We start from the raw sequence: 20247 nt of genomic DNA on the forward strand, positions 1-20247 counted from the left end.
TTTGATCCCAATGTCCTAAGCTTTTTGACAACAGCTATATCTGTTTTTTGTGGCGGCTCTGACCGGCTGAACAGGAGTATGTTGCTCAAAATCCCAAGGCTCTGATTGCGGTGCTCGATCGCCGTATCACAGTAAATTAAGTACTTTTGCGCATGTTTTCGCGCTTCTGTCGCGCTGGATGAAGCAAAACCGGGCTTCAGGATAGTCGATTTGTCCCCTGACACAAGCTGGTGAACAACGATTGAACAATCAAGCTACGTTCACGCGCTGATTTAGCCGCAACAGGGTACTGCTGTGACAGACAAGAAGCCGTAAAGTCTTCAGCTTTTTCCTACCACGGGTTGCCAATCATGGTAAAGGCCGCCCAGTAGTAGGGATGGGTGAGTTGCCGATCGCGTACCGCAAGGCTGGCGGGGGGTAAAGGAATCCCTTCGCCTGCTTCGATACCTTGCAGGCGACCATTTTCGAGAAAGACCCGTCCTTTTGCCATATCGAGTTGTGCCTTGCGGAGTGCTTCAGCTTTGATGCGAGCCGTCCGCAGGTCTTTGTAGAAGCCGGTCATGAGGGCAGTGGTGGCGGCATCACTGACGTACCAGAGGCTAGCAACGGCGGTTTTAACGCCCGTTTGGACAGCCAGCCCCCCAAACCCTAGCTCGGCTTCGCGATCGCCCAAAGCCGTGGCACAGGCGCTAAGCACCAGGAGTTCGATCTGCGGCTCGTTCCAGCCCAGTTGACGCACCTGATCAAGCCGAAGTTTGTCGTTCCAAAGCTGGATGTAGGAATTACTGTTCGCGCCCGGATAAAAGTCGGCGTGAGTTGCCATATGAATGATGCCAAAGGGCTGCTCTTTCCGAAAGGCTTTGAGGTTTTCGAGGGTGACGTTGTTGTTGAAGGCGAGCCGTCCTGACCACAGTTGATTGACCAGTATGGAGACTTCGACGGGTACGGCTGGTAGGGGTGGCTGATCCTGCGTACTTTCTGAGATGCCTAGCCCCAATACCTTTACGTCTCGAATGTTGCGGTAGCGGGTATCGGTGAGGCTCAGGCTGGGCATAACGCCAAGGCTGTATTTCTCAATCAAAAAGCCTTGACCATCGTTAAGAGCAGCCACGGGCAGCGATCGCAATCCGGTATCCATCAAAAACACCAGATTATCGATGCCTCTGGTTTGCAGGTCAGGGGCGATCGGTGCAATCAGCCACTGGTAAAGTTGGCGGCTCATACCCATGTAGGTGACAGCACGAGTTTTGCGCGGGTCGGAGATTTCGTTGCGAAATTGTTGTGCCAGGGCAATGACTTTGCTACGCGTTGCTTCGGGAAGGCGCTTGCGAATAGCATCACCCTTTGCGGTGATCACCACCAGTTCAAGCTGATCGGTGGCATCTGACTTCGCAACGTCGTCCGTTTGCAGTTGCTTTGCCTGGTCTGGCTGCTGAGTCACGCCTAGCGAGGCGGGCACAAAGCTGATGTAAATGAAGGCAGGCTTGGCTCCCGTATCTTTTTCAATGCGCTGGGCGATGTCGCGTGGTTCTTCACGAGATTTGGGACGAGTATCTTCCAGGCCAAGGTAAGACTCGAACGTGCGGGTGAAGCGGTCTTCTGGGGTGTCTGGTGCCAGTTTGAAGGTTTGCAGTGGAGTGACGTTCGGTTTAAGATCCGTTTTGGAGCAGCTTGTCAGCGCACAGAGGTCTGGGATGTTGACCTTGACCGCCACCTGCACCTGCACCTGCACTGGGTTTGAGGTCGAAACCCCATCGCTGGCTCTCAGCGTAAAGGCGTTCAGCAGCCCCGTGGCATCGGTCGGTGGCGTATAGACCAGAACATCACCAGGGGCAAGCGTGACACTGCCAGGAACGACCGGATTGCCGTTGAGGGTGAGCGTTGCACCAGGGGCGATCGACGCAATGGTCAGCGTCGTCACGTCCTGGTTCACATCGGTGATTGTCGGGGCGATCGCGGCATAGCTGATCACAAACGGAGTATTTTTGATGGCTCCTGAGAGGGATGTGGTGGCGCTCAGGGTCGGTGGCGTGTTCACCGCAGTCAGGGCAATGCCAGTCGCGGGTACCACCGTGATTGTGTTTGCCTGCACCGGAAAACTACCGGAGGCGATGACGTTGCCGCCGCCCCGGTTGATTGCGCCTGCTGTACCGTTTGTGCTGGCAGACCCAACCACAAAGGGGAGGTTATTCGGCCCCCCATCGTGTTGAATCGCTACCGTCCCGCCCGTATTTGTTCCTTGCGTGTCGATTGTGGTGCCTGCTTGTGTGCCTTGTACCAACCCTGTTGCTGTGACTGTCACGTCGCCCCCTGCGCCTGTCGCATTCAGCAGGGTTTCGATGCCGCGCGTATCGATTCTCGTAAAGGTAATGTTGCTGCCAGGGGCAGAACCAGCGGTAAGCGTAACGGCTCCTCCCTGGTAGGTTGGGGTGCCGATCGCAAACGTGGCATTTGAAATGGCTGAGGCATTGATGGTGCCAGTCAAAATGCTACTTCCGGCTTGCAGTGTCACAGCCCCCCCCTGAGCGCCGTAGCCGTTGCCCCCTGTATAAAACGAGTTGATATCGTTTGTGGTGATGGAGCCACCAGCAGTCAGGCTAATGTCTCCTCCGCTTAAAGACGCAAACGAGGTGCCTGTAGAGGACGCGTTGATCGTGCCCGTTGTGATATTGCCAGGTGCGGCCAAAATCACCGATCCCCCATTGTCGAACCCTGCGCCGCTAGTGGTGAGGTTTCCAACCGTAATGCTGGCGGGTGAAGCTGTCGTTCCGGGAGAGCTAAACGTGGTGCCTCCCTGGGTTTGAGGTATGTTGGCGGCTGCAACAGAGATCCCTGCCCGCAAAATGAGTGCCCGTTCAGTCGTCAAAACAGTGAAATCAGGATCGGTAGCAGGAATATTAATAGGAGTATCAGGACCAGTGATCGTGATGTTGCCCCCGGTAATACTGCCTCCAGCTTCTACCTTGAGTGCGGCACCTGTGTAATTACCAAAGGTGACATCTCCACTTGAGGTCACGATCGGGTCATAGAGACTAATGAGGTTCCCCGGTTGTCCTGATCGGGTGAGGATGGAGAAATTCCCCTTGCTGCCAAAGTGGGAATCGCCAGAAATCACACCATCACTGATCAGGCTCAGATCACCACCGCTCTGGAATGGTGCCGTTTGCAGGTGGTTGAGCGCCAGAATATCGATGCCCCGATCGCCCTGAATCGTCAGCATCCCACCCGCTTTTGCTGTAAATGGATTGGCCACGCTATCGCGAATGAATACCGTCTCCCGCGCCAGCAAATTTAAGTCTCCCGTTGTTTGCAGTTGGCTCTCTACCAGCGTCAGGTTGCGGTTAGCAGCAAGGGTAGCCGTCTGGGCTGTGGCAGTACGAACAACGACATCACCCGTTACGATCGCCGTTGCCGAGCCAGTCAAGGCAACGGTGCCATCAGAATTCACGCTCACTCCGGTGGCGTTGCCAAAATTTCCACCCGTAAGCAGTTGAGGGAGAGAGGCGATCGGCAAACTCCAGGCATTGGGCAAAGTCGTGGGCTGACTGAGCGCGATCGGCTGAATTTCCAGACTCAACAGGCTTCCAGGCTGGCTGAGTTTAACCAGGCTTTGGCCGGGCACAGCAGCGGCAATGAGTTGTCCTCCTGGTGCGGCCAGGGTTCCAGTGCTGACGATCGTGCCACCTAGCAGTGCCAGCGTTTGACCTGACGGCACCGCTAGATTGCCGAAATTAGCAATACCGCCTGGTTGCGCCATCGTGAACGCAAATGCTCCTGGAGACCCAATCAGCGTCGTATAGTCATTCGTGCCGCTGGCATTAAACCAGCCACTGCCAAAGCCAATCCCATTCGCAGTCGTTGCTGTAAAGGAACCAGGCACATTCAGGCTGGCATTAGCACCAAACACAAGGCCTGCCGGATTCAGCAAAAACAAGTTGGTGTTGCTGCCCGTCACCTGCAGCCGTCCGTTGATGAGGGAAGTTTCACCGCCCACGACGCGTCCCAGAATATTCTGCACCTGGGGATTGGCCAGAAAATTCGCGGTTTCATTGGCAGACAGCCCAAACCGCTGAAAGCTCTGAAACAGATTGCTGCCAGCCTGGGTGCCGCCGCTAATGTCGTAACGGTTGCCGTTGAGGGTCACGCTGGTATTCGTGCCATCGGGGGATGCTGTGACCGACTGCGCGCGCGCCGGAGCCGTTGCCATGATTCCCAGTAACGGCAAGGACGCCAGGAGCGACCCGACTTTGGCAGCTAAAGGAGCTTTCACTGGAGTAGGCGCAGCCTTGCGTCGCAGAAAAAAGCGCCCGTCAGGAAAACGGACGTCGACTGCAAGCTGATCGGCCAAGCCCCGACGTTTGAGCGCCTGGGTGACTGCTGCTCGAGCGCGCAATACCTGCTCCAGTCGCCATCCTTGAGAAGCACTGTCGGCATGGTTGCGGTAGTAGTAAAGTGGCTGCCTGACCCGCCGAATCTCAGTCACTTCCGAAAGGCGGAGGCATAGGTCGTAATCTTCCACATAGTCCAAAGCCCGGCTGATGCCGCCGACCTGCTCGAAGACCGATCGCCGCATCAGGCGAAAGTGAAACGTCATAAAGTCGAGTAACAGCCCCTCTTTGGAGTAGGGAATGCGACACCGCTCTCCATAGCGCATGACAACGCTCTGTTCGTCAATGTCGAGGTAGTCGGTATAAACCATCCCCGCTTGAGGATGCTCCTGAAAGGCAAGTAACGTCTGCTCCAGCGCTGTGGGAGCCAGCAGGTCATCGCTATCCACCCAGCCGAGGTAGGTGCCCGTTGTATGCGCGATCGCCGCCTGAAGGGCTGCTACCCGTCCCCGATGCGCGGCAGTCACCACACGCACCCGCCGATCGCGCTGAGCATAGCTATCGGCAATGGCAACCGAGCGATCGTCAGAGCCATCATCCCAAACCAGCAGTTCAAAATCGGTAAACGTCTGTTGCAGTACACTTTCGATCGCGGCACCGAGATACCGCTCCCGGTTGTACGTCGTCATGACAAGCGAAATCAGCGGTGACATAGTGTGCCTCAATGAAGAAACCCCTCGCTCACAACGGCGACTGCTTGAGCAAGCCTCAATCATCCACGATCAAGCTCGGTACTCAAAACTTAAATCTATGCCGAATGATGCCCATCCCGAAAGCTGGTATAAATCTTGACAAATGCACTCATGTAAACAGCTTTGGGTGGGCGCTCCAAGCGATCATCACATGATTGAACAACCTTGCACAAAAACCTTTCGCAAAGAAGAGGCATGAAAAAATGGGAGCGGCATTAGAGCAATGCTTTTTGAAGTGTGAGGAGCCTTTGGGTATCAGAAGGCAGAAAAAGCTGACCGCTGACCGCTAACCGCTAACCGCTGACCAAATCTACTTACCGCACTGTAAACCCATAATCACCAAGTCACGGGGCTGCGTTTCAAACTCTGCGACTCCAGGTAAATAGCCCCACCGCTGAAAGCCAAACTGCTCAAACAAGCGTAGGCTCGGTTCATTGTGGGCAAAGATAAACCCCAGGAGCGTTTTGATGCCGAAAGCAGGGCTTTGAGCGATTGCCTGCTGCAATAGCGTTTGTCCGATGCCTTTGCGACGGTAATTTGAGGAGACATAGATGCTCAGCTCCGCCGTCGCATCGTAAGCAGCCCGACCATAGTAAAACGACTGGAACCCTAGCCAACCAGCCACCTCTCCGTCTATATCCATCACCCACAGCGGTCGTTTGTCGGCACTGTGCGCGTAAAACCAAGGCAAGCGACTTTCGACTGTAACGGTATGCAGATCGGCTGTCACCACACGGCCAGCGATCGTTGCATTGTAAATCGCGACGATCGCCGTCAAATCCGCTTCTACTGCGTCTCGAATGTACATTACTGCCCCTTAGCGTCCACGTTGGCTGGAACTTATCACAAAGTCGGTTTTGCGTCAGCTCTTCAAGACCGCTTAAGAAAAACAAAGAAAGTGTTTGACAAAACTGGCAGCGATCGTCACAATGTAGATCGCCTCTAAAAAGGCATCGAGGGACTGTAGTTCAATTGGTTAGAGCACCGCCCTGTCACGGCGGAAGTTGCGGGTTCGAGCCCCGTCAGTCCCGTAGTCTACTGTACAGTGACTAATTAGCTGTCGCTGGTGACAGAATAGTGTCATCGGTGACTAATTGGTGTCATTGTGCCAATTTGCTGTCGTTAAACTGGTGGTGACAGATTATTTGTCGTTACACCCCAAATGACAGGGCGGTGCTCTCTTTCAACCCGCAAAGAATTTAGAGTTCCTTCTACTTTTCTGGTTTGAACCTATTTAAGCTTTTATTCTCTGAATCAATAAAAATGATGCAGCATTCGATGGCTGGGATTCAACCTGCCTCAGAAAGGACAGGTAATTGCGACTCGCGCAGTTGTCAGGCGGCTCATGACGCTGATTTCTTTCAACCTGCCTCAGAAAGGACAGGTGATTGCGACCCAGAGTGGACAGACGTTCACGGATGGTGGTCTGGTTCTTTCAACCTGCCTCAGAAAGGACAGGTGATTGCGACATCACTTTCCTTTCACTGTGGCTTGAATGGCTTGGCTCTTTCAACCTGCCTCAGAAAGGACAGGTGATTGCGACATGCGTGTGCTGCCAGGGTAGCAAAAACGTCAGCCTGTCGCTTTCAACCTGCCTCAGAAAGGACAGGTGATTGCGACTTGTCGAGCGTAGCCGCCATGACTGGCACGGCAACAACTTTCAACCTGCCTCAGAAAGGACAGGTGATTGCGACATGAGCCGCGATCGCGCTCTCCACGAATTGCCGCCTTTCAACCTGCCTCAGAAAGGACAGGTGATTGCGACGGCAGCCAACCAAAACCCAGACTAGGCAGAAGTTTCAGAAGGTCTTTGCGCGGATCGCATTGCCTGCCCTTCTCTAAACCTGAGCTTTCACAATTTAGAGCTGATCTAAAATCATGAAACCGATGCAGCACAAGGCTTTGAGCCTTTGCGCGAATCACTGCAAAAAATTACTCTTTTGGTGACCGCTGAAAGGAAGAATAGAAAAGGGTTCCCCCTTGGTTGGGGGTGATTCGGTAGCTACTACAGCAGTACATCCGCGCCCTTGTTGCCGGGAGCGCACCGACGCCATAATTGAAGCAGACTAACGCCTCAACTATGACTTAATCTCGTTTAAGAGACCGAAGTCTCCTATCCGACGGCATCAGGGTGAGCAGCTAAGCTGATGTGCATTCAAGTTGCATGGGCAAGGGGCTTAAGCCCCTTGTTCGCAGAATTTTCTGCGTTTTCTAGGATTGCAACTTAAACGACGATTAGCCTATCCCTCTTCTACCACGCTTGTCAGAGAAACAGCTAAAAGTCTTGCCTGCCATGACTTCCACTCTTGGTCCACGTTTGAGCAGCTAAAGTGAAAGACAGAGACCAGATCAGGCTTTTAGAGTTCACTCCAGCCAGAGTGATTAAAGAGGGCTACCAGGGTCAGAAAGCAAGACTGTCTGACGACAGCCAAACTAACCCTTATTTTGCACGAACGTAGACTGCAAGCAGCATATGTCGCGGCGCTGTTTAAATCATTCGGTTTTCAAGGTGCAAAACTTGGACTACAACCCTTTTTAAGCGCGGGCTTGGTAAGCCGCGATCGCCACAGCTCTCGCCTTCTCTTCGAGCCTGCCAACCAGGGGCTGTTTCGCTTCTTCAATAGCCAGGCCAAGTTTGCTGCCTGGGCTGCGAAGGTTCTCAAGGAGTCTGCCGTAGCTCCAACGGTGAACACTAGCGCGATACTGCTTGGCGTATTGCTGTTGCCCTTCCAGATAGCCTGGACTTTTTTGCTCGGCTTTAGCTTTGATCTCGGCTTCGACGATGGCTCGAACGTCGCCTAGCTTGGGTAAGGCAAGACTGCTCGCGTTGTAGCGCTTAGCGATCGCCACGATCGCTTTTGCCAGCAGTCGATCAACGTACTGCCCCAGTTCCGATTCGCCAAAGTGGTCAGGGGCTGATCGCTTTTGTGCCTTGTGGCGTTGATGGGCGGTTTTCTGCTGCTCCGAACGTCTTCGATTCAGCAGCCTATAATTCTCACCGAGTAGTTGCCGAATCCCATAGATGGCAAGCGGTTGGATCGCATGGGCATCCCAAACAACGATCGTGGCAGGCTTTTCTAAACCCAGGCTCAGTCCGACAATAATGTGAGACAGCCCCTTGTAGAGCGGTTTGCTGGGGCGATCGAACGTTGTGTTAATCCGAGTCAGGGTAGAGTTTAGGCGTTTGACATACGCTTGCTGGGTTGCCCGAAGGTCGCCCTTACTCTCCATTTGAGTGATTTTCTTGGCAATGTCTGCTGCTTTTTCTTGACGGACTTGCTCAGTCCCCTCAACCGTCCAGAGCCGCGTGTCGATGGTGCAGTAGAGGGTGAGCCGATGCACATCCCAGGGATGCCCTTTCCCTTCGCCTTCCTGCCATCCTAGACGAGCAGAGCGGAGGGTAAAAAGGCCACTAGAATGCTGATCTTTGCTGGCTCGTTTGGTCTCCTGGTCTTCTAAAAACCGTTGGAACCAGGGAAGCTGGCGTCGATCGCAGTAGATCGCAAAGGCGTGGTCACTGAACCCGTTAAAGTGGACACAGAGCCGACCCTTAGCGTTTTTCTCCCAAACTAAATCTTCATTGGTCTCGAAGATGAGCGGAAAGGGGAGCACGCCCGGTCTGGTCAGCAAACGATCTTGCCAGCGTTTAGCCTCAGCATTGTCTCTTGGAACAGTTTGAGTGGCTGTTTCAAGCGCATCAAGCCAGCTCTGCACGGTCAGGTCGCGCCCATGCGGTAGGCGACCCTCGATTTGCTCCTGAAGTCGCTTGACTTGAATCTCGACCTTACGGCGACGTTGAGCAAATTTCTGTGGGTCTTCGTCTTACTGTGGCACTTTGCAGCCGTTCTTGAGCAGGAAGGCGATCGCACAGCGCTCCAGCACCGATTTTGTATCCTGATAGCGCTCAAACAGTTGGTTCGCCAAGCTCCGATCCGATAAGGCAACCTTCTTTTTGCTCTTCTTGCCTGGGTTCTGAGTGGGCTTGCCTGAAGCAGTGACTGGTTGAAGCTGAGTCAGAAGCGCAGCGGCACGATCGCGAAGGCTGAGGAGTTCGACGCCACTCTCTTGAGCCAACGCCTCGTCGCTTTTGAGCATTTCCAGCCAGCGCAGCTTACCATCCACCCTGCGCTGAAGGTGCTGCTGAATTTTGAGCCAAGACTTGTAGATATAATCTGCCATGTGGACAGCAGAAGTGTAGAGCCGTGAGGGTTGCCCCGTAAAACGGGTATCGGTTTTAAGGGGTTGGCAAAGTTGACTCACAACCGCCGTTGGATGCTTTCCCTTTTGCCGCCAGGTCTCCAAGTCTGAATGCTGGCTCATCTGCTCCAAGATTTCATTAATCAAGGGGGTATTGCGCTCTGCCATCAAACTCCAGAGTGCTTGCCGAGTAGAGGCACTGGCAACCAGACCACATTGAATCGTGATTTGACTCATAAGGTATAGCCCGTCAAGTAGAACTAAAGTACTATAAAAACACGATGTTTTCAAGAGGCTAAGGTGTTTTTTCTTTCTTTTTGTACGATGGATCGTATGGAAGGACGATTTTTTACGAGTACAGAAGCGGCTGAGATTACACAATGCTCTCGGCGGCAATTGCAGTATTGGCGAGAGCAGGAGATTGTTGTACCGACTGTGAACACGACAGGGAAAGGGCGCAACGTGTATTACTCCGTAACGGACTTATTAGCGCTAACGCTGATGGAGTATTTGCTTTCGGTTGGTTTGAGCTTTGAAGTTTGCCAATCGGCTCTAAACTTTCTGAGAGCAGTGGACCCAAAGCTTTTCGAGCTGCCGCTGCATGGCAAGACTGAAAAGCGGTTTATGCTCTGGCAAAGTGCCGGAGAGGAAACGCTGCGTTGTACAGAATTTGATGAACAGAAAGCGATCACGGCCATTCAGGCTGGACGGGCGATCGTCCCGATTCAGATCGAAGCACTGGGCAAACGCCCGGAAAAAAGGCTTCAATTGGTTAGTAGTCCCAGCTAAGCGTTTAGCCGTCAGCATAAGTCGGAAAACGGGAAACGCCAAGGCTGGCACACTGCAAAAGTCGGTGTCTTACACGTTCTTACTGCTCTGGCACAAATGATTGGTCACAGCGCTAACACTGTGTAAGCCGCTGAAGCCTCCCATCCAGTGTTACCAAGCCTTACCCTATGGCAGAAGAGTTCGATAAGCGTTCTCTCAGTGAACGAGACATCTGCACAAAGTACATTACTCCCAGCATCGTGGGGGCTGGATGGAATGTGCAGACCCAGATCCGGGAAGAAGTGACGTTTACGAAGGGACGAGTTAACCCCAAAGGTAAACTGGTCAGTCGGGGAGAGTCGAAGCGGGCAGATTACATTCTTTACTTCAAGCCCAACATTCCTTTGGCGATCGTGGAGGCGAAGGACAATAACCACGGCATCGGCGACGGGATGCAGCAGGCACTCACCTATGCCGAGATTATGGGTATTCCCTTCGTCTACAGTTCTAATGGGGATGCCTTTTTGGAGCACGATCGCACGGGCAATGCAGCCCAAGTCGAACGAGAATTTGCCCTCAATGAGTTTCCCTCGCCGGAGCAATTGTGGCAGCGGTACTGCATCTGGAAAGGGATTGCGCCTGAAATTGAGCCGATCGTGACCCAGGATTACTACTTTGATGGGAGTGGTAAAGAACCCCGATACTATCAACTCAACGCGATTAATCAGACGATCGAGGCGATCGCCAAAGGGCAAAACCGCATTCTTTTGGTCATGGCAACGGGAACGGGCAAGACTTTTACGGCATTTCAAATTATCTGGCGCTTGTGGCGATCGGGTGCGAAGAAACGGATTTTGTTTCTGGCTGACCGCAATATTCTGATCGACCAGACGAAAACGAACGACTTTAAGCCGTTTGGGTCGGCGATGACCAAAATTACTAAAAGGCAAGCGGATAAGTCGTTTGAGATTTATCTGTCGCTGTATCAAGCTGTTTCGGGGACGACGGAAGCGCAGGACATTTACAAGCAGTTTTCCCGCAACTTCTTTGACCTGGTGATTATCGATGAGTGTCACCGGGGCAGTGCGGCGGAAGATTCGGCATGGCGAGAGATCCTGGAGTATTTTGAATCGGCAACTCAGATTGGTTTGACGGCAACACCCAGAGAAACCAAAGAGATTTCCAACATTGAGTATTTTGGGGAGTCGCTCTATACCTACTCGCTCAAGCAGGGCATTGAGGACGGTTTTCTGGCTCCCTATAAAGTGGTGAAGATTGACATTGACAAAGACCTGGAAGGATGGCAACCGCAACCGGGACAAAAGGACAAGTATGGGCGGGAGATTGAGGATCGAATCTACAACCAGAAGGACATCGATCGCTATATTGTCTTCGAGAAACGCATTGAACTGGTTGCCCAGCGCATCACGCAGTTTTTGCAGGAGAGCGGCGACCCTTACATGAAGACGATCGTCTTTTGTGAGGATATCGACCATGCGGAACGGATGCGAAAAGCGCTGGTGAACGAGAATGCGGCACTGGTTGCCCAGAATCGTAAGTACATCATGCGGATTACGGGGGATGAGAATGAGGGCAAGGCAGAGCTGGATAACTTCATTGCTCCTTACGAAACCCATCCAGTCATTGTCACAACCTCCAGGCTGATGACCACGGGCATTGATGCTCAAACCTGCAAGCTGATTGTGCTCGATCGCCGCATCCAGTCCATGACTGAGTTCAAGCAAATTATTGGACGGGGCACTCGCATTAACGAGGAGTACCACAAGCTGTACTTCACCATCATGGACTTCAAGAAGGCGACCGAGTTGTTCTACGACCCGGACTTTGATGGCGATCCGGTGCAGATTTATGAACCGAAAACGGGAGAGCCTACCGTTCCACCCGCTGAAGACGTTGGGGAAGAGGTGGTGATCGTTGGTCCCACGACTGGCAGCAACAGGCGCGTGAAGTATGTAGTGGCAACTGAAGGCGCAGGCATTGTACGGGAACGGGTGCAGTATTACGGCCCTGATGGTAGGTTGATCACCGAGTCGATTAAGGACTTTACTCGTAAGACGGTGCGCCAGGAGTTTGCGTCGCTGGATGCCTTCCTCAAGCGCTGGAGTGAGGCCGCGCAGAAGCAAGAGATTTTGAGGGCATTGGAGGAGCGGGGTGTTCTGCTAGAGGCGCTGGCAGAGGAAGTCGGTAAAGACTTCGATTCGTTTGACCTGATTTGCCATGTCGCGTTTGATCAGCCGCCGTTGAGCCGCAGAGAACGGGCGGAACAGGTTCGCAAGCGCGATTACTTTACGAAATACGGAGAGCAAGTCAGAGACGTTTTGGCTGCCCTTCTGAATAAGTATGCCGATGAGGGCATTGAAAACATCGAGGATATTAATGTTCTGAAAGTTCAACCGATGAATCGATTGGGCACACCGACTGAGATTATCAAGCGATTTGGGAGCAGGCAAGCGTACTTCCAGGCAGTTCAGGAGATGACTGCAGAGCTCTACAAGGTTGCATGATATAACATCCTAGTGGAAAGATCGGCAAGCGCTCAGGATATCATGGCATCAATTGCCAATTGGCTTTTTGGTAAAGACACATCTTCTAAATTTAATTTTCTTAGTAAATCTTATGGGTGACTTGACTGAAAATAGTAATTCTTCTATCCAACTTGACGATGTGATTCGCAAGATACAAGATGCCTCTCTCGCAGACACACTATTTGATCATGATTTTCAAGAGGAAGTTGCCAAAGTACTTCGTGTTACCTGTCAACTAAAGAGTGATTTATTAATTGCAGAAGATCAAGGGGACAAGGTTAAGCAGCGAAGATTAGAGGCGGTGATTCCTGGTCTTGAAGTTGCTGCGTGTGCAGTGCATAAAAAACCAAACAGAGCTTTAGTTCGGGATATCAGACGTGACACAGAGTTTGTACTTCGTCAGATTGAAAGTCCGTTTTGGGGTAGAGCCAACAATTTTTTCAAGACCTTCTTGTATTCAACAGAAACTCATACAAAAGTTGTTGTCGGCCTTTTCGGTGCCTTACCTGTTCACCTGATAACTCCTATTATTTTGGTTGTCCTTCTAGGGGGGGCTACTGAGTGGTTAAAGGCTCATGGTGTTGTCGCACCTCGACCAACTACACCCACTCCCTCCGCTTCAACCAGTTCTCAAAAAGCGCCTGAAAACGGACCTAAGCAACCTGAACCTGCTCCCTCCGCTTTAGCCAGTCCTCAAAAAGCGTCTGAAAACGTTCTAAAAAGATTGACTGAAGATGAGTTTAGCGAAACCGTAGCCTTTCTAATTATGTCTGCAATGGCAGGAGCGACTGGCAGTGTGGTGAGTATTATGCTGCGGCTCGACCAATACCAAAATCAGAAGTATAGGGAAACGTTGCTACCCGTCTTCGTTGGAGCCTTTAAACCAGCAATCGGTGCCTTTCTAGGAATTTTCGTATTTGCGCTGATTAGCTCTACACTGCTACCTATCACTGTTTCCAAGGATGAGTCGAAGCCAGTGAATCGGTGGTTAGCGTTTATGGCGATCGCGTTCGTCGTAGGTTTCAGTGAACGGTTTGCGAATGATCTGATCAGCCAAGCAGAGCAAATCGTACCTGGAAAAAATCCACCTGGAAAGAGCTTGTCATCCTCGGAGGATGAACTCATTGCTCACTCTGAACACAAGCCAAAGGATACCAATTAAACGATGTCTATCAGCACCACTATTAAGACCATTCAGGACATCATGCGGAAGGATGCCGGGGTGGATGGTGATGCTCAGCGCATTAGCCAACTGGTGTGGATGCTGTTTTTGAAGGTGTTTGATGCTCAGGAGGAAGAGTATGAGCTGATGCGGGATGCCTATCACTCACCGATCCCAGAGGCATTACGCTGGCGGAACTGGGCAACGGATGCGGAGGGCATGACTGGGGAAACTCTGCTGGACTTTGTAGATAATGTCTTGTTTAAGGCGCTGAAGGAATTGCCGATCGGTCCCGGAACCGACCCACGCGCCAAGGTGGTGCGGGATGTGTTTGAGGATGCCTACAACTACATGAAAAACGGCACCCTTCTGCGGCAGGTGATTAACAAGCTGAATGAGGTGGACTTTAACTCGGCGAAAGACCGTCATCTGTTTGGCGACATCTACGAAAAGATTCTCAAGGACTTGCAGAGTGCGGGCAATGCGGGGGAGTACTACACGCCTCGCGCAGTTACGCAGTTCATGGTGACGATGACCGATCCCAAGCTGGGCGAGACGGTGTTTGACCCTGCTTGCGGCACGGGTGGCTTCCTCACCAGTACGCTGGAGCATGTTCGCACGCATTATGTGAAGACGGCAGAAGATGAGGAGACGCTGCAACGATCGCTCAAAGGCTTTGAAAAGAAACCCCTGCCCCATCTACTCTGCATCACCAACCTGCTGCTGCATGGGGTGGATGTGCCTCCGGTGAAGCATGACAACACGCTAGCGCGACCGCTACGGGATTACTCCACTCGGGAAAAGGTGCAGGTGATTGTCACCAACCCGCCCTTTGGTGGCATGGAGGAGGACGGCATTGAGAACAATTTTGACTCTTTCAAGACACGGGAAACGGCAGACCTGTTTCTAGTGCTGATTATGCACCTGTTAGAGGATGGCGGCAGAGGGGCAATCGTCCTGCCCGATGGCACGCTGTTTGGCGAGGGTGTGAAGACGCGGATTAAGGAAAAGCTGCTGCAAGAGTGCAATCTGCATACGATCGTTCGGTTGCCCAATGGCGTGTTTAACCCCTACACGGGCATCAAGACGAATCTGCTATTTTTCACAAAGGGAGAGCCAACCACAGAAGTCTGGTACTACGAGCACCCCTATCCCACCGGGTACAAGTCCTACAACAAAACGAAGCCGATTCGGTTTGAGGAGTTTGAGCCAGAGCAAGCCTGGTGGCACAACCGGGAGGAGACGGAGTTTGCCTGGAAGGTATCGGTAGAAACGATCAAGGCGAACAACTACAACCTGGACATCAAGAACCCGCATCGGGTGGATGTGGCACACGCTGACCTGGAGGAAATGCTGGAGGCCCATCAGACGCTGCTGAAGGAGTTGGATGAGGTGCGGAGTAAGCTGAAGTTTGAGTTGAAGGCGTCGCTGGAACGGCAGGAGTAACGAGATGGAGCGATCGCATGTTCTGAACATTATTGCGGCACACCAGGAGTCCTTGAAAAATCTGGGGGTGAAATCCCTGGAGTTGTTTGGTTCGGTTGCCCGAAATGAGGCAACAGCGACGAGTGATGCCGATTTTTTGGTGGAGTTTTCGACGGAGGCTGGTTTATTTGAGCTATTTCGGGTGCAGCATTACCTGGAGGAAATTTTGGGGTGTGCAGTGGATTTGGGGACAAAAGATTCCCTACGGGAACACCTGAGAGAACCTGTGCTGAAGGATGTGATCCGTGCCCTCTAGAGATTGGCAACTGCGAGTAAGTGATATCCTGAATGCGATCGCCAACATTCAACAACTGACAGCAGACATCAGCTTTGAGAAATTTGCGGAAAATCAACTGGTGGCAAAAGCAGTTCTCTATGATTTTGTTGTGATTGGGGAAGCTGCAATCAATATTCCAACTGAAGTGCAGGTGAAATATCCCGATATTCCCTAGCGATTCATGAGCAATATGCGAAATGTGATTGTCCATGAATATTTTCAGGTAAATTTGATGATTGTCTGGAACACGGCACAAAACAACCTGCCGCCTCTAATTGCCCTGCTAGAAGCATTGCTACATAAAGAAGGATGAGAGGAATGAACGTAGAAACGTTTTTTGAGAATTTTGAATTACTGACTAATGCCTCAAATGCAGTTGATAAACTGAGGGAAGTTGTTTTGCAGTTAGCTGTACGAGGAAAATTAGTTTCTCAAGATTCAGAAGATGAATCAGCTTCATTGCTTTTACAAAAAGTACAAGCTAGGAAAGAGTTTCTGATTAAAGAGGGGAAAATTAAGAAGATAAAAGAATCTAAACTAACTATTGATGTTGATGACATCATATTTTCTCTTCCTAATGGATGGTGTTGGGAAAATCTTTCAAAATTGGTGCTTCAAATTAAAAGGGGGCCGTCCTTAAAATGTAACCAGGAAGGATTAGGAATTAGATACATTACGTCTGGAAATTTACTAAATGGAAAACTAGATTTAAGCGCTGATTTTAAATTTTTAGATGGATTTGATAAAATCTATTCTTGCCGTTTGTATCCTGGCGACGTTATTCTAAACTGTGTTAATAGTTTGGAAAAACTTGGCAAATCTGCAGTTTTTAGAGAAGAGCACGGAGATGCAATTGTAGGATTTAACAACTATGCTCTTGAATTACCCAAGGATTTGATATTTCCAGACTATATTCAAATTTTTTTTCAGTCTTTTGTATTCAAAAAGCAGCTAGTTCCTCTAACTAAGGAAGCTATCAACCAAGCTAGTATCGCTACAAGAGAAGTTAATTCATTTATATTGCCTATTCCACCGTTTGCTGAACAGAAGCGGATTGTGGAGAAATGCGATCGCCTCCTCATTGTCTGTGACGAAATCGAAAAACGGCAGCAGCAACGGCAAGCAAGCCTCCTCAAAATGAACGAAGGTGCAATTTTTCAACTCCTCACCGCCCAAACCCCCGACGACTTCCACCACCACTGGCAGCGCATCTGCAACAACTTCGACCTGCTCTACAGCATTCCCGAAACCATTCCCAAACTCCGTCAGGCAATCCTGCAACTGGCTATGCAGGGACTATTTGTAACTGAAAAAGCCAATAATGAACAGAATGCACTTTCTCAGCCCCAGAAAGTATCTAACTTTGTAAAGGTCTTAAACGGGTATGCTTTCAAGAGTGAGTGGTTTCTAGTTAACGGAATAAAGCTTTTGCGTAATGCAAACATCGGTCACGGTTTCTTGCGTTGGGATGACACTGCTAGAATCTCGCCCGAACAAGCATCAGAATTTCAAAGATTTAAGCTCGGCGAAGGAGATATTGTTATATCTCTTGATCGTCCAATTATTAATACTGGGTTAAAGCTTGCAAAAGTTAGCAAAAATGACCTGCCGTGCCTTCTATTACAGCGTGTCGGCAAGTTTGAGTTCTTAACGAATGAAGTTGATTCTGACTATTTTTTCTGGTGGCTCCAATCCCCAATTTTCATAAACTCTATTGATCCTGGTAGAAGCAATGGGGTACCACACATCTCGTCGAAGCAGATCGAAGCAATTCCTTTTAATCCACCACCCCTCGCTGAACAAAAACGCATTGTCGCCAAAGTCGATTCCCTTCTTTCCCTCTGCGATGCCCTGGAAGCCAAACTCAAAGCCGCCCGCGACAGCAGCACCACCCTGATGGAAGTCGCCGCACGACAGATTTTAGTCGCTTGATTCCACGCTCTTGAAATTAGGACCTAACCTTGCAAGCCGACCAGTTTCACCAACTCCTAGACGCCTTCAAAAGCCTGCCATCTCCGATTAAAGACCCAACCTTCATGGAGATTGCAGGCTATCCCCATTACGAAAACGTCTGTAGCAACATCCTGGCATTTTATTTTCAACCTGACGCCCCTCATGGCTTATCTGACCTATGCCTCAAGGCACTAATGTCTTTAGCGTCTGACTACGAGCCACAGTCAAACGTTACTGTCGAACGGGAAGTTGCAACCAAAGCCGGAAACCGTATCGACATCCTGATTCAATCAGACACGCACCTGATTGCGATCGAGAATAAGATCTACCACTCAGCCGTGAATCCATTTCACGACTACGCATCCTTCCTGCAACAGCAACGCTCTCACCGTAAGTTGACCACGTTTCTCCTCAGCCTCTATCCCGTAGGAGACCAAAATCTGCATGGCTTCATTCCCATCCAGTATGCCGATTTCTTCTCCAAACTTCGCCCACTGATGGGAGATTACCTCGTCGGAGCCAATACCAAATTCCTGATTTCACTTACCGACTTTATGGAAACGATCGAAAACCTAATGAGGGGGTCAATAATGGATGAAAGTATGTTCAACCTATTCAACGAGAGAGGTAGCGAAATTGTTGCTCTGCTGGAAGAAGTTAACAAATTTAAGGCAGAGCTACGTAAAAAAGTGTCTGAATTGGGAAGCCTGATCGACTATCAGAACAAACCCGTAGAGATTAAGCAGTGGTACTACCGCAAAGAACGAGCACTTTTAGATGTTTTAGTTCATGAAATTTATCTACCAAATAGCTTTGTAGTCGCAATAGACTGCGTACTAACAGTAGAAGGTTGGAAAATTGGGGGGTATGAAAGAAAGGGGGATTTTGAAAGCGCGCGCGCACTCTTTAACAACCTTCAAATCCCTCTCAAACAGAACTCCAACAGCGGAAATAGGTTAGAGCACATTACAACATATCCTTACAACGAACCACTAACCACTATTCAGACAGTTGCTCAAGACTGGATTGATAAGATTGCAGCTACACAAGTCCCTCAATCATGAACACAGCAATTACTCAGCTACCAAGCTAGAAAACTGCTCCAACTTTGCTTGTAAAGTCCCCCAAGTTCCAAGCTGTTGTTCTAGTTTCTGAGTGCACCCCCAACAGAAGCGGATTGTCGCTAAATTCGATGCCCTCCTCTCCCTCTGCGATGCTCTCGAAGTCAAACTCAAAGCCGCTCGCGACAGCAGTAGCACCCTGATGAAAGTTGCAGCATGACAGGTTTTGTAATATATTGTAGGGGTCGTATATTACATTAAGCTGTTCATCATTCAAACTGGGCATTTAGGAGGCTGAAACCCCTTTCTGGCTTAGATCGACTCGAAAATTTAAATGCATAACAGCTTATCAGCTCAGTTAACTTTACTCATGACTCAGCCTTTACTCAAATACAAAGTTGAAATCCCGCTAAATACTAAAATTAATTATAGTTTGGCAGATGACGATCTCCTTGAGGAGAACGTTGTTCTTCTGCATGAACCAACATCAAAAACACATACTTTGTTTGCAAGGCTTTCTGATCTTTTTCCTGAAATCAAAGATTTCTTAATTGAATCTTTAATTCTAGAAACATCTTTCTCAGAAGCGCAAGACTTACCAAAGCTCTATCAGGTTGCACGAAACCACATTAATCAGTACTTATATATTATTCGATACGTCACGCGCGAAGACTCTGCAACTTTGATTAATAGAGAAGCTTTAGTAACCGAGGTACTTGATGGTGAAGAGCATCAATATCGCTATCACGAGATTTTTCCACCTCAATCCACAGATAGCATTACGAGAGTACATTTTCTAACAAGAGAAACCTTTGAGTTTTTACTCAATGCTCCTTCTATAAACTTTGAAAAGTACATCGATATTTTTGTCGATGTGTCTAATCTTCGAGACCCTATTGCACGACTAATTGGTTTTGCGTCTTTAACTGAGTTAATTAATCATGAAGTAGGCGCAGGAACTATTGTGGTTGATGATTTAGCTAAAGCTGCTCGAAATCTCGTTGCTCATGGATTTGTAAGTGGACAAACTACTGTCACTTCTCTTAACGACCAATTCAATAAGTAGATCAGGCTTGAAAAGCTCCGGTATGTAAAGTTAGATGGAGGTATCGATTTCAACGATTTGGAGGTGCAGCATATGGGGGCACGCTTACGCCTTTTTCTGAATGCTGCTGAAGAGCGCACTTTGTTTGAGCTTCGCACCGCGACCACCGTGCCGCAACGTGTGAAAGACCGAGCCACAGCGGTTCGTTTGAGTCATCACGGCATGTATGTCGAAAAAATAGCGGCTTTTCTCAACTGGAACGAGCGGACAGTGCGAGAAACCTTGCAGCGCTGGCAAGCGCGGGGACTGGGTGGACTCTGGGATGCGCCCCGACCCGGAGCGCAACGCCGCTGGCAACCGGAGGACATCGCGTACCTAGAAGCGTGCTTACGAGATGACCAGCACACCTACAATAGCCAACAACTCGCTCACAAGTTAGCCACCGAGCGGCACGTGCAGTTGAGTGCCGACCACCTCAGACAGGTACTCAAAAAAAAGGGGTGATTTGGAAGCGTACACGTCACAGTCACCGAGGCAAACAAGACCCGCTCGAAAAAGCGAAGAAACTGGCGGACTTAGAGATGTTGCAATGGTCAGCCGCCGTGGGCGAAATCGACTTGTTCTATCTCGATGAATCCGGGTTTTCGCTGTGGATGCCGGTCGAGTACAGTTA

The 20247-nt window shown here is 50.3% G+C and carries 10 protein-coding genes, 1 tRNA gene, 3 pseudogenes and 1 CRISPR repeat array; of the genes and pseudogenes, 11 read left to right on the plus strand and 3 right to left on the minus strand.

Annotation, left to right across the window (positions count from 1 at the left end; all coding sequences use genetic code 11):
• Positions 1 to 331: 331 nt before the first annotated feature.
• Positions 332 to 5041 (minus strand): CHAT domain-containing protein, encoded by a 4710-nt coding sequence (locus C7B82_RS04425; RefSeq protein ID WP_106255090.1) that lies wholly within the window; start codon positions 5039 to 5041, stop codon positions 332 to 334.
• A gap of 349 nt (positions 5042 to 5390) precedes the next feature.
• Positions 5391 to 5888, minus strand: coding sequence for a GNAT family N-acetyltransferase (locus C7B82_RS04430; RefSeq protein WP_106255091.1), 498 nt, complete (start codon positions 5886 to 5888; stop codon positions 5391 to 5393).
• 149 nt (positions 5889 to 6037) lie between these two features.
• Between C7B82_RS04430 and C7B82_RS04435 the strand changes: the two genes are divergently transcribed.
• Positions 6038 to 6111 (plus strand) — tRNA-Asp (locus C7B82_RS04435).
• A 255-nt stretch (positions 6112 to 6366) separates the two neighbouring features.
• Positions 6367 to 6845: a CRISPR direct-repeat array (repeat unit 37 nt; unit sequence CTTTCAACCTGCCTCAGAAAGGACAGGTGATTGCGAC).
• A 770-nt stretch (positions 6846 to 7615) separates the two neighbouring features.
• Here the strand turns inward: C7B82_RS04435 and cas12k are convergent.
• Positions 7616 to 9514, minus strand: a pseudogene (cas12k, locus tag C7B82_RS04440) (type V CRISPR-associated protein Cas12k).
• Positions 9515 to 9610: 96 nt separating this feature from the next.
• Between cas12k and C7B82_RS04445 the strand changes: the two are divergent.
• From C7B82_RS04445 to C7B82_RS04495, 10 genes and pseudogenes are all read left to right on the plus strand, one after another.
• Positions 9611 to 10066 (plus strand): MerR family transcriptional regulator, encoded by a 456-nt coding sequence (locus C7B82_RS04445; protein WP_106255118.1) that lies wholly within the window; start codon positions 9611 to 9613, stop codon positions 10064 to 10066.
• Between the two features lie 167 nt (positions 10067 to 10233).
• Positions 10234 to 12570: an EcoAI/FtnUII family type I restriction enzme subunit R gene (hsdR, locus tag C7B82_RS04450; protein ID WP_106255092.1), complete on the plus strand. Its 2337-nt coding sequence runs from the start codon at positions 10234 to 10236 to the stop codon at positions 12568 to 12570.
• Between the two features lie 112 nt (positions 12571 to 12682).
• Complete coding sequence (locus C7B82_RS04455; protein ID WP_106255093.1) at positions 12683 to 13753, plus strand: hypothetical protein; 1071 nt, start codon at positions 12683 to 12685, stop codon at positions 13751 to 13753.
• Positions 13754 to 13756: 3 nt separating this feature from the next.
• Positions 13757 to 15199: a type I restriction-modification system subunit M gene (locus C7B82_RS04460; RefSeq protein ID WP_106255094.1), complete on the plus strand. Its 1443-nt coding sequence runs from the start codon at positions 13757 to 13759 to the stop codon at positions 15197 to 15199.
• A 4-nt stretch (positions 15200 to 15203) separates the two neighbouring features.
• Positions 15204 to 15494, plus strand: coding sequence for a nucleotidyltransferase family protein (locus C7B82_RS04465; protein ID WP_106255095.1), 291 nt, complete (start codon positions 15204 to 15206; stop codon positions 15492 to 15494).
• Positions 15484 to 15828, plus strand: a pseudogene (locus C7B82_RS33570) (HepT-like ribonuclease domain-containing protein). Before C7B82_RS04465 ends, C7B82_RS33570 begins: the two are co-directional and overlap by 11 nt.
• 5 nt (positions 15829 to 15833) lie before the next feature.
• Positions 15834 to 17447, plus strand: coding sequence for a restriction endonuclease subunit S (locus C7B82_RS04475; protein WP_181357344.1), 1614 nt, complete (start codon positions 15834 to 15836; stop codon positions 17445 to 17447).
• A gap of 29 nt (positions 17448 to 17476) precedes the next feature.
• Positions 17477 to 18532 carry a PD-(D/E)XK nuclease family protein gene (locus C7B82_RS04480; RefSeq protein ID WP_146141049.1) on the plus strand — a complete coding sequence of 352 codons (1056 nt, stop codon included), beginning with the start codon at positions 17477 to 17479 and terminating at the stop codon, positions 18530 to 18532.
• A gap of 367 nt (positions 18533 to 18899) precedes the next feature.
• Complete coding sequence (locus tag C7B82_RS04490) at positions 18900 to 19595, plus strand: hypothetical protein (protein WP_146141050.1); 696 nt, start codon at positions 18900 to 18902, stop codon at positions 19593 to 19595.
• A 72-nt stretch (positions 19596 to 19667) separates the two neighbouring features.
• Positions 19668 to 20247: pseudogene (locus C7B82_RS04495) on the plus strand (helix-turn-helix domain-containing protein); the annotation flags it as partial.

It is taken from the genome of Stenomitos frigidus ULC18 (genome assembly GCF_003003795.1).
GTDB classification, from domain to species: domain Bacteria; phylum Cyanobacteriota; class Cyanobacteriia; order Leptolyngbyales; family Leptolyngbyaceae; genus Stenomitos; species Stenomitos frigidus_A.

Excerpts from the sequence above, each read along its gene's own strand:
- C7B82_RS04425 (WP_106255090.1), bottom strand. The coding sequence starts at position 5,041 with ATGTCACCGCTGATTTCGCTTGTCATGACGACGTACAACCGGGAGCGG.
- C7B82_RS04430 (WP_106255091.1), bottom strand. The coding sequence starts at position 5,888 with ATGTACATTCGAGACGCAGTAGAAGCGGATTTGACGGCGATCGTCGCG.
- C7B82_RS04445 (WP_106255118.1), top strand. The coding sequence starts at position 9,611 with ATGGAAGGACGATTTTTTACGAGTACAGAAGCGGCTGAGATTACACAA.
- hsdR (WP_106255092.1), top strand. The coding sequence starts at position 10,234 with ATGGCAGAAGAGTTCGATAAGCGTTCTCTCAGTGAACGAGACATCTGC.
- C7B82_RS04455 (WP_106255093.1), top strand. The coding sequence starts at position 12,683 with ATGGGTGACTTGACTGAAAATAGTAATTCTTCTATCCAACTTGACGAT.
- C7B82_RS04460 (WP_106255094.1), top strand. The coding sequence starts at position 13,757 with ATGTCTATCAGCACCACTATTAAGACCATTCAGGACATCATGCGGAAG.
- C7B82_RS04465 (WP_106255095.1), top strand. The coding sequence starts at position 15,204 with ATGGAGCGATCGCATGTTCTGAACATTATTGCGGCACACCAGGAGTCC.
- C7B82_RS04475 (WP_181357344.1), top strand. The coding sequence starts at position 15,834 with ATGAACGTAGAAACGTTTTTTGAGAATTTTGAATTACTGACTAATGCC.
- C7B82_RS04490 (WP_146141050.1), top strand. The coding sequence starts at position 18,900 with ATGACTCAGCCTTTACTCAAATACAAAGTTGAAATCCCGCTAAATACT.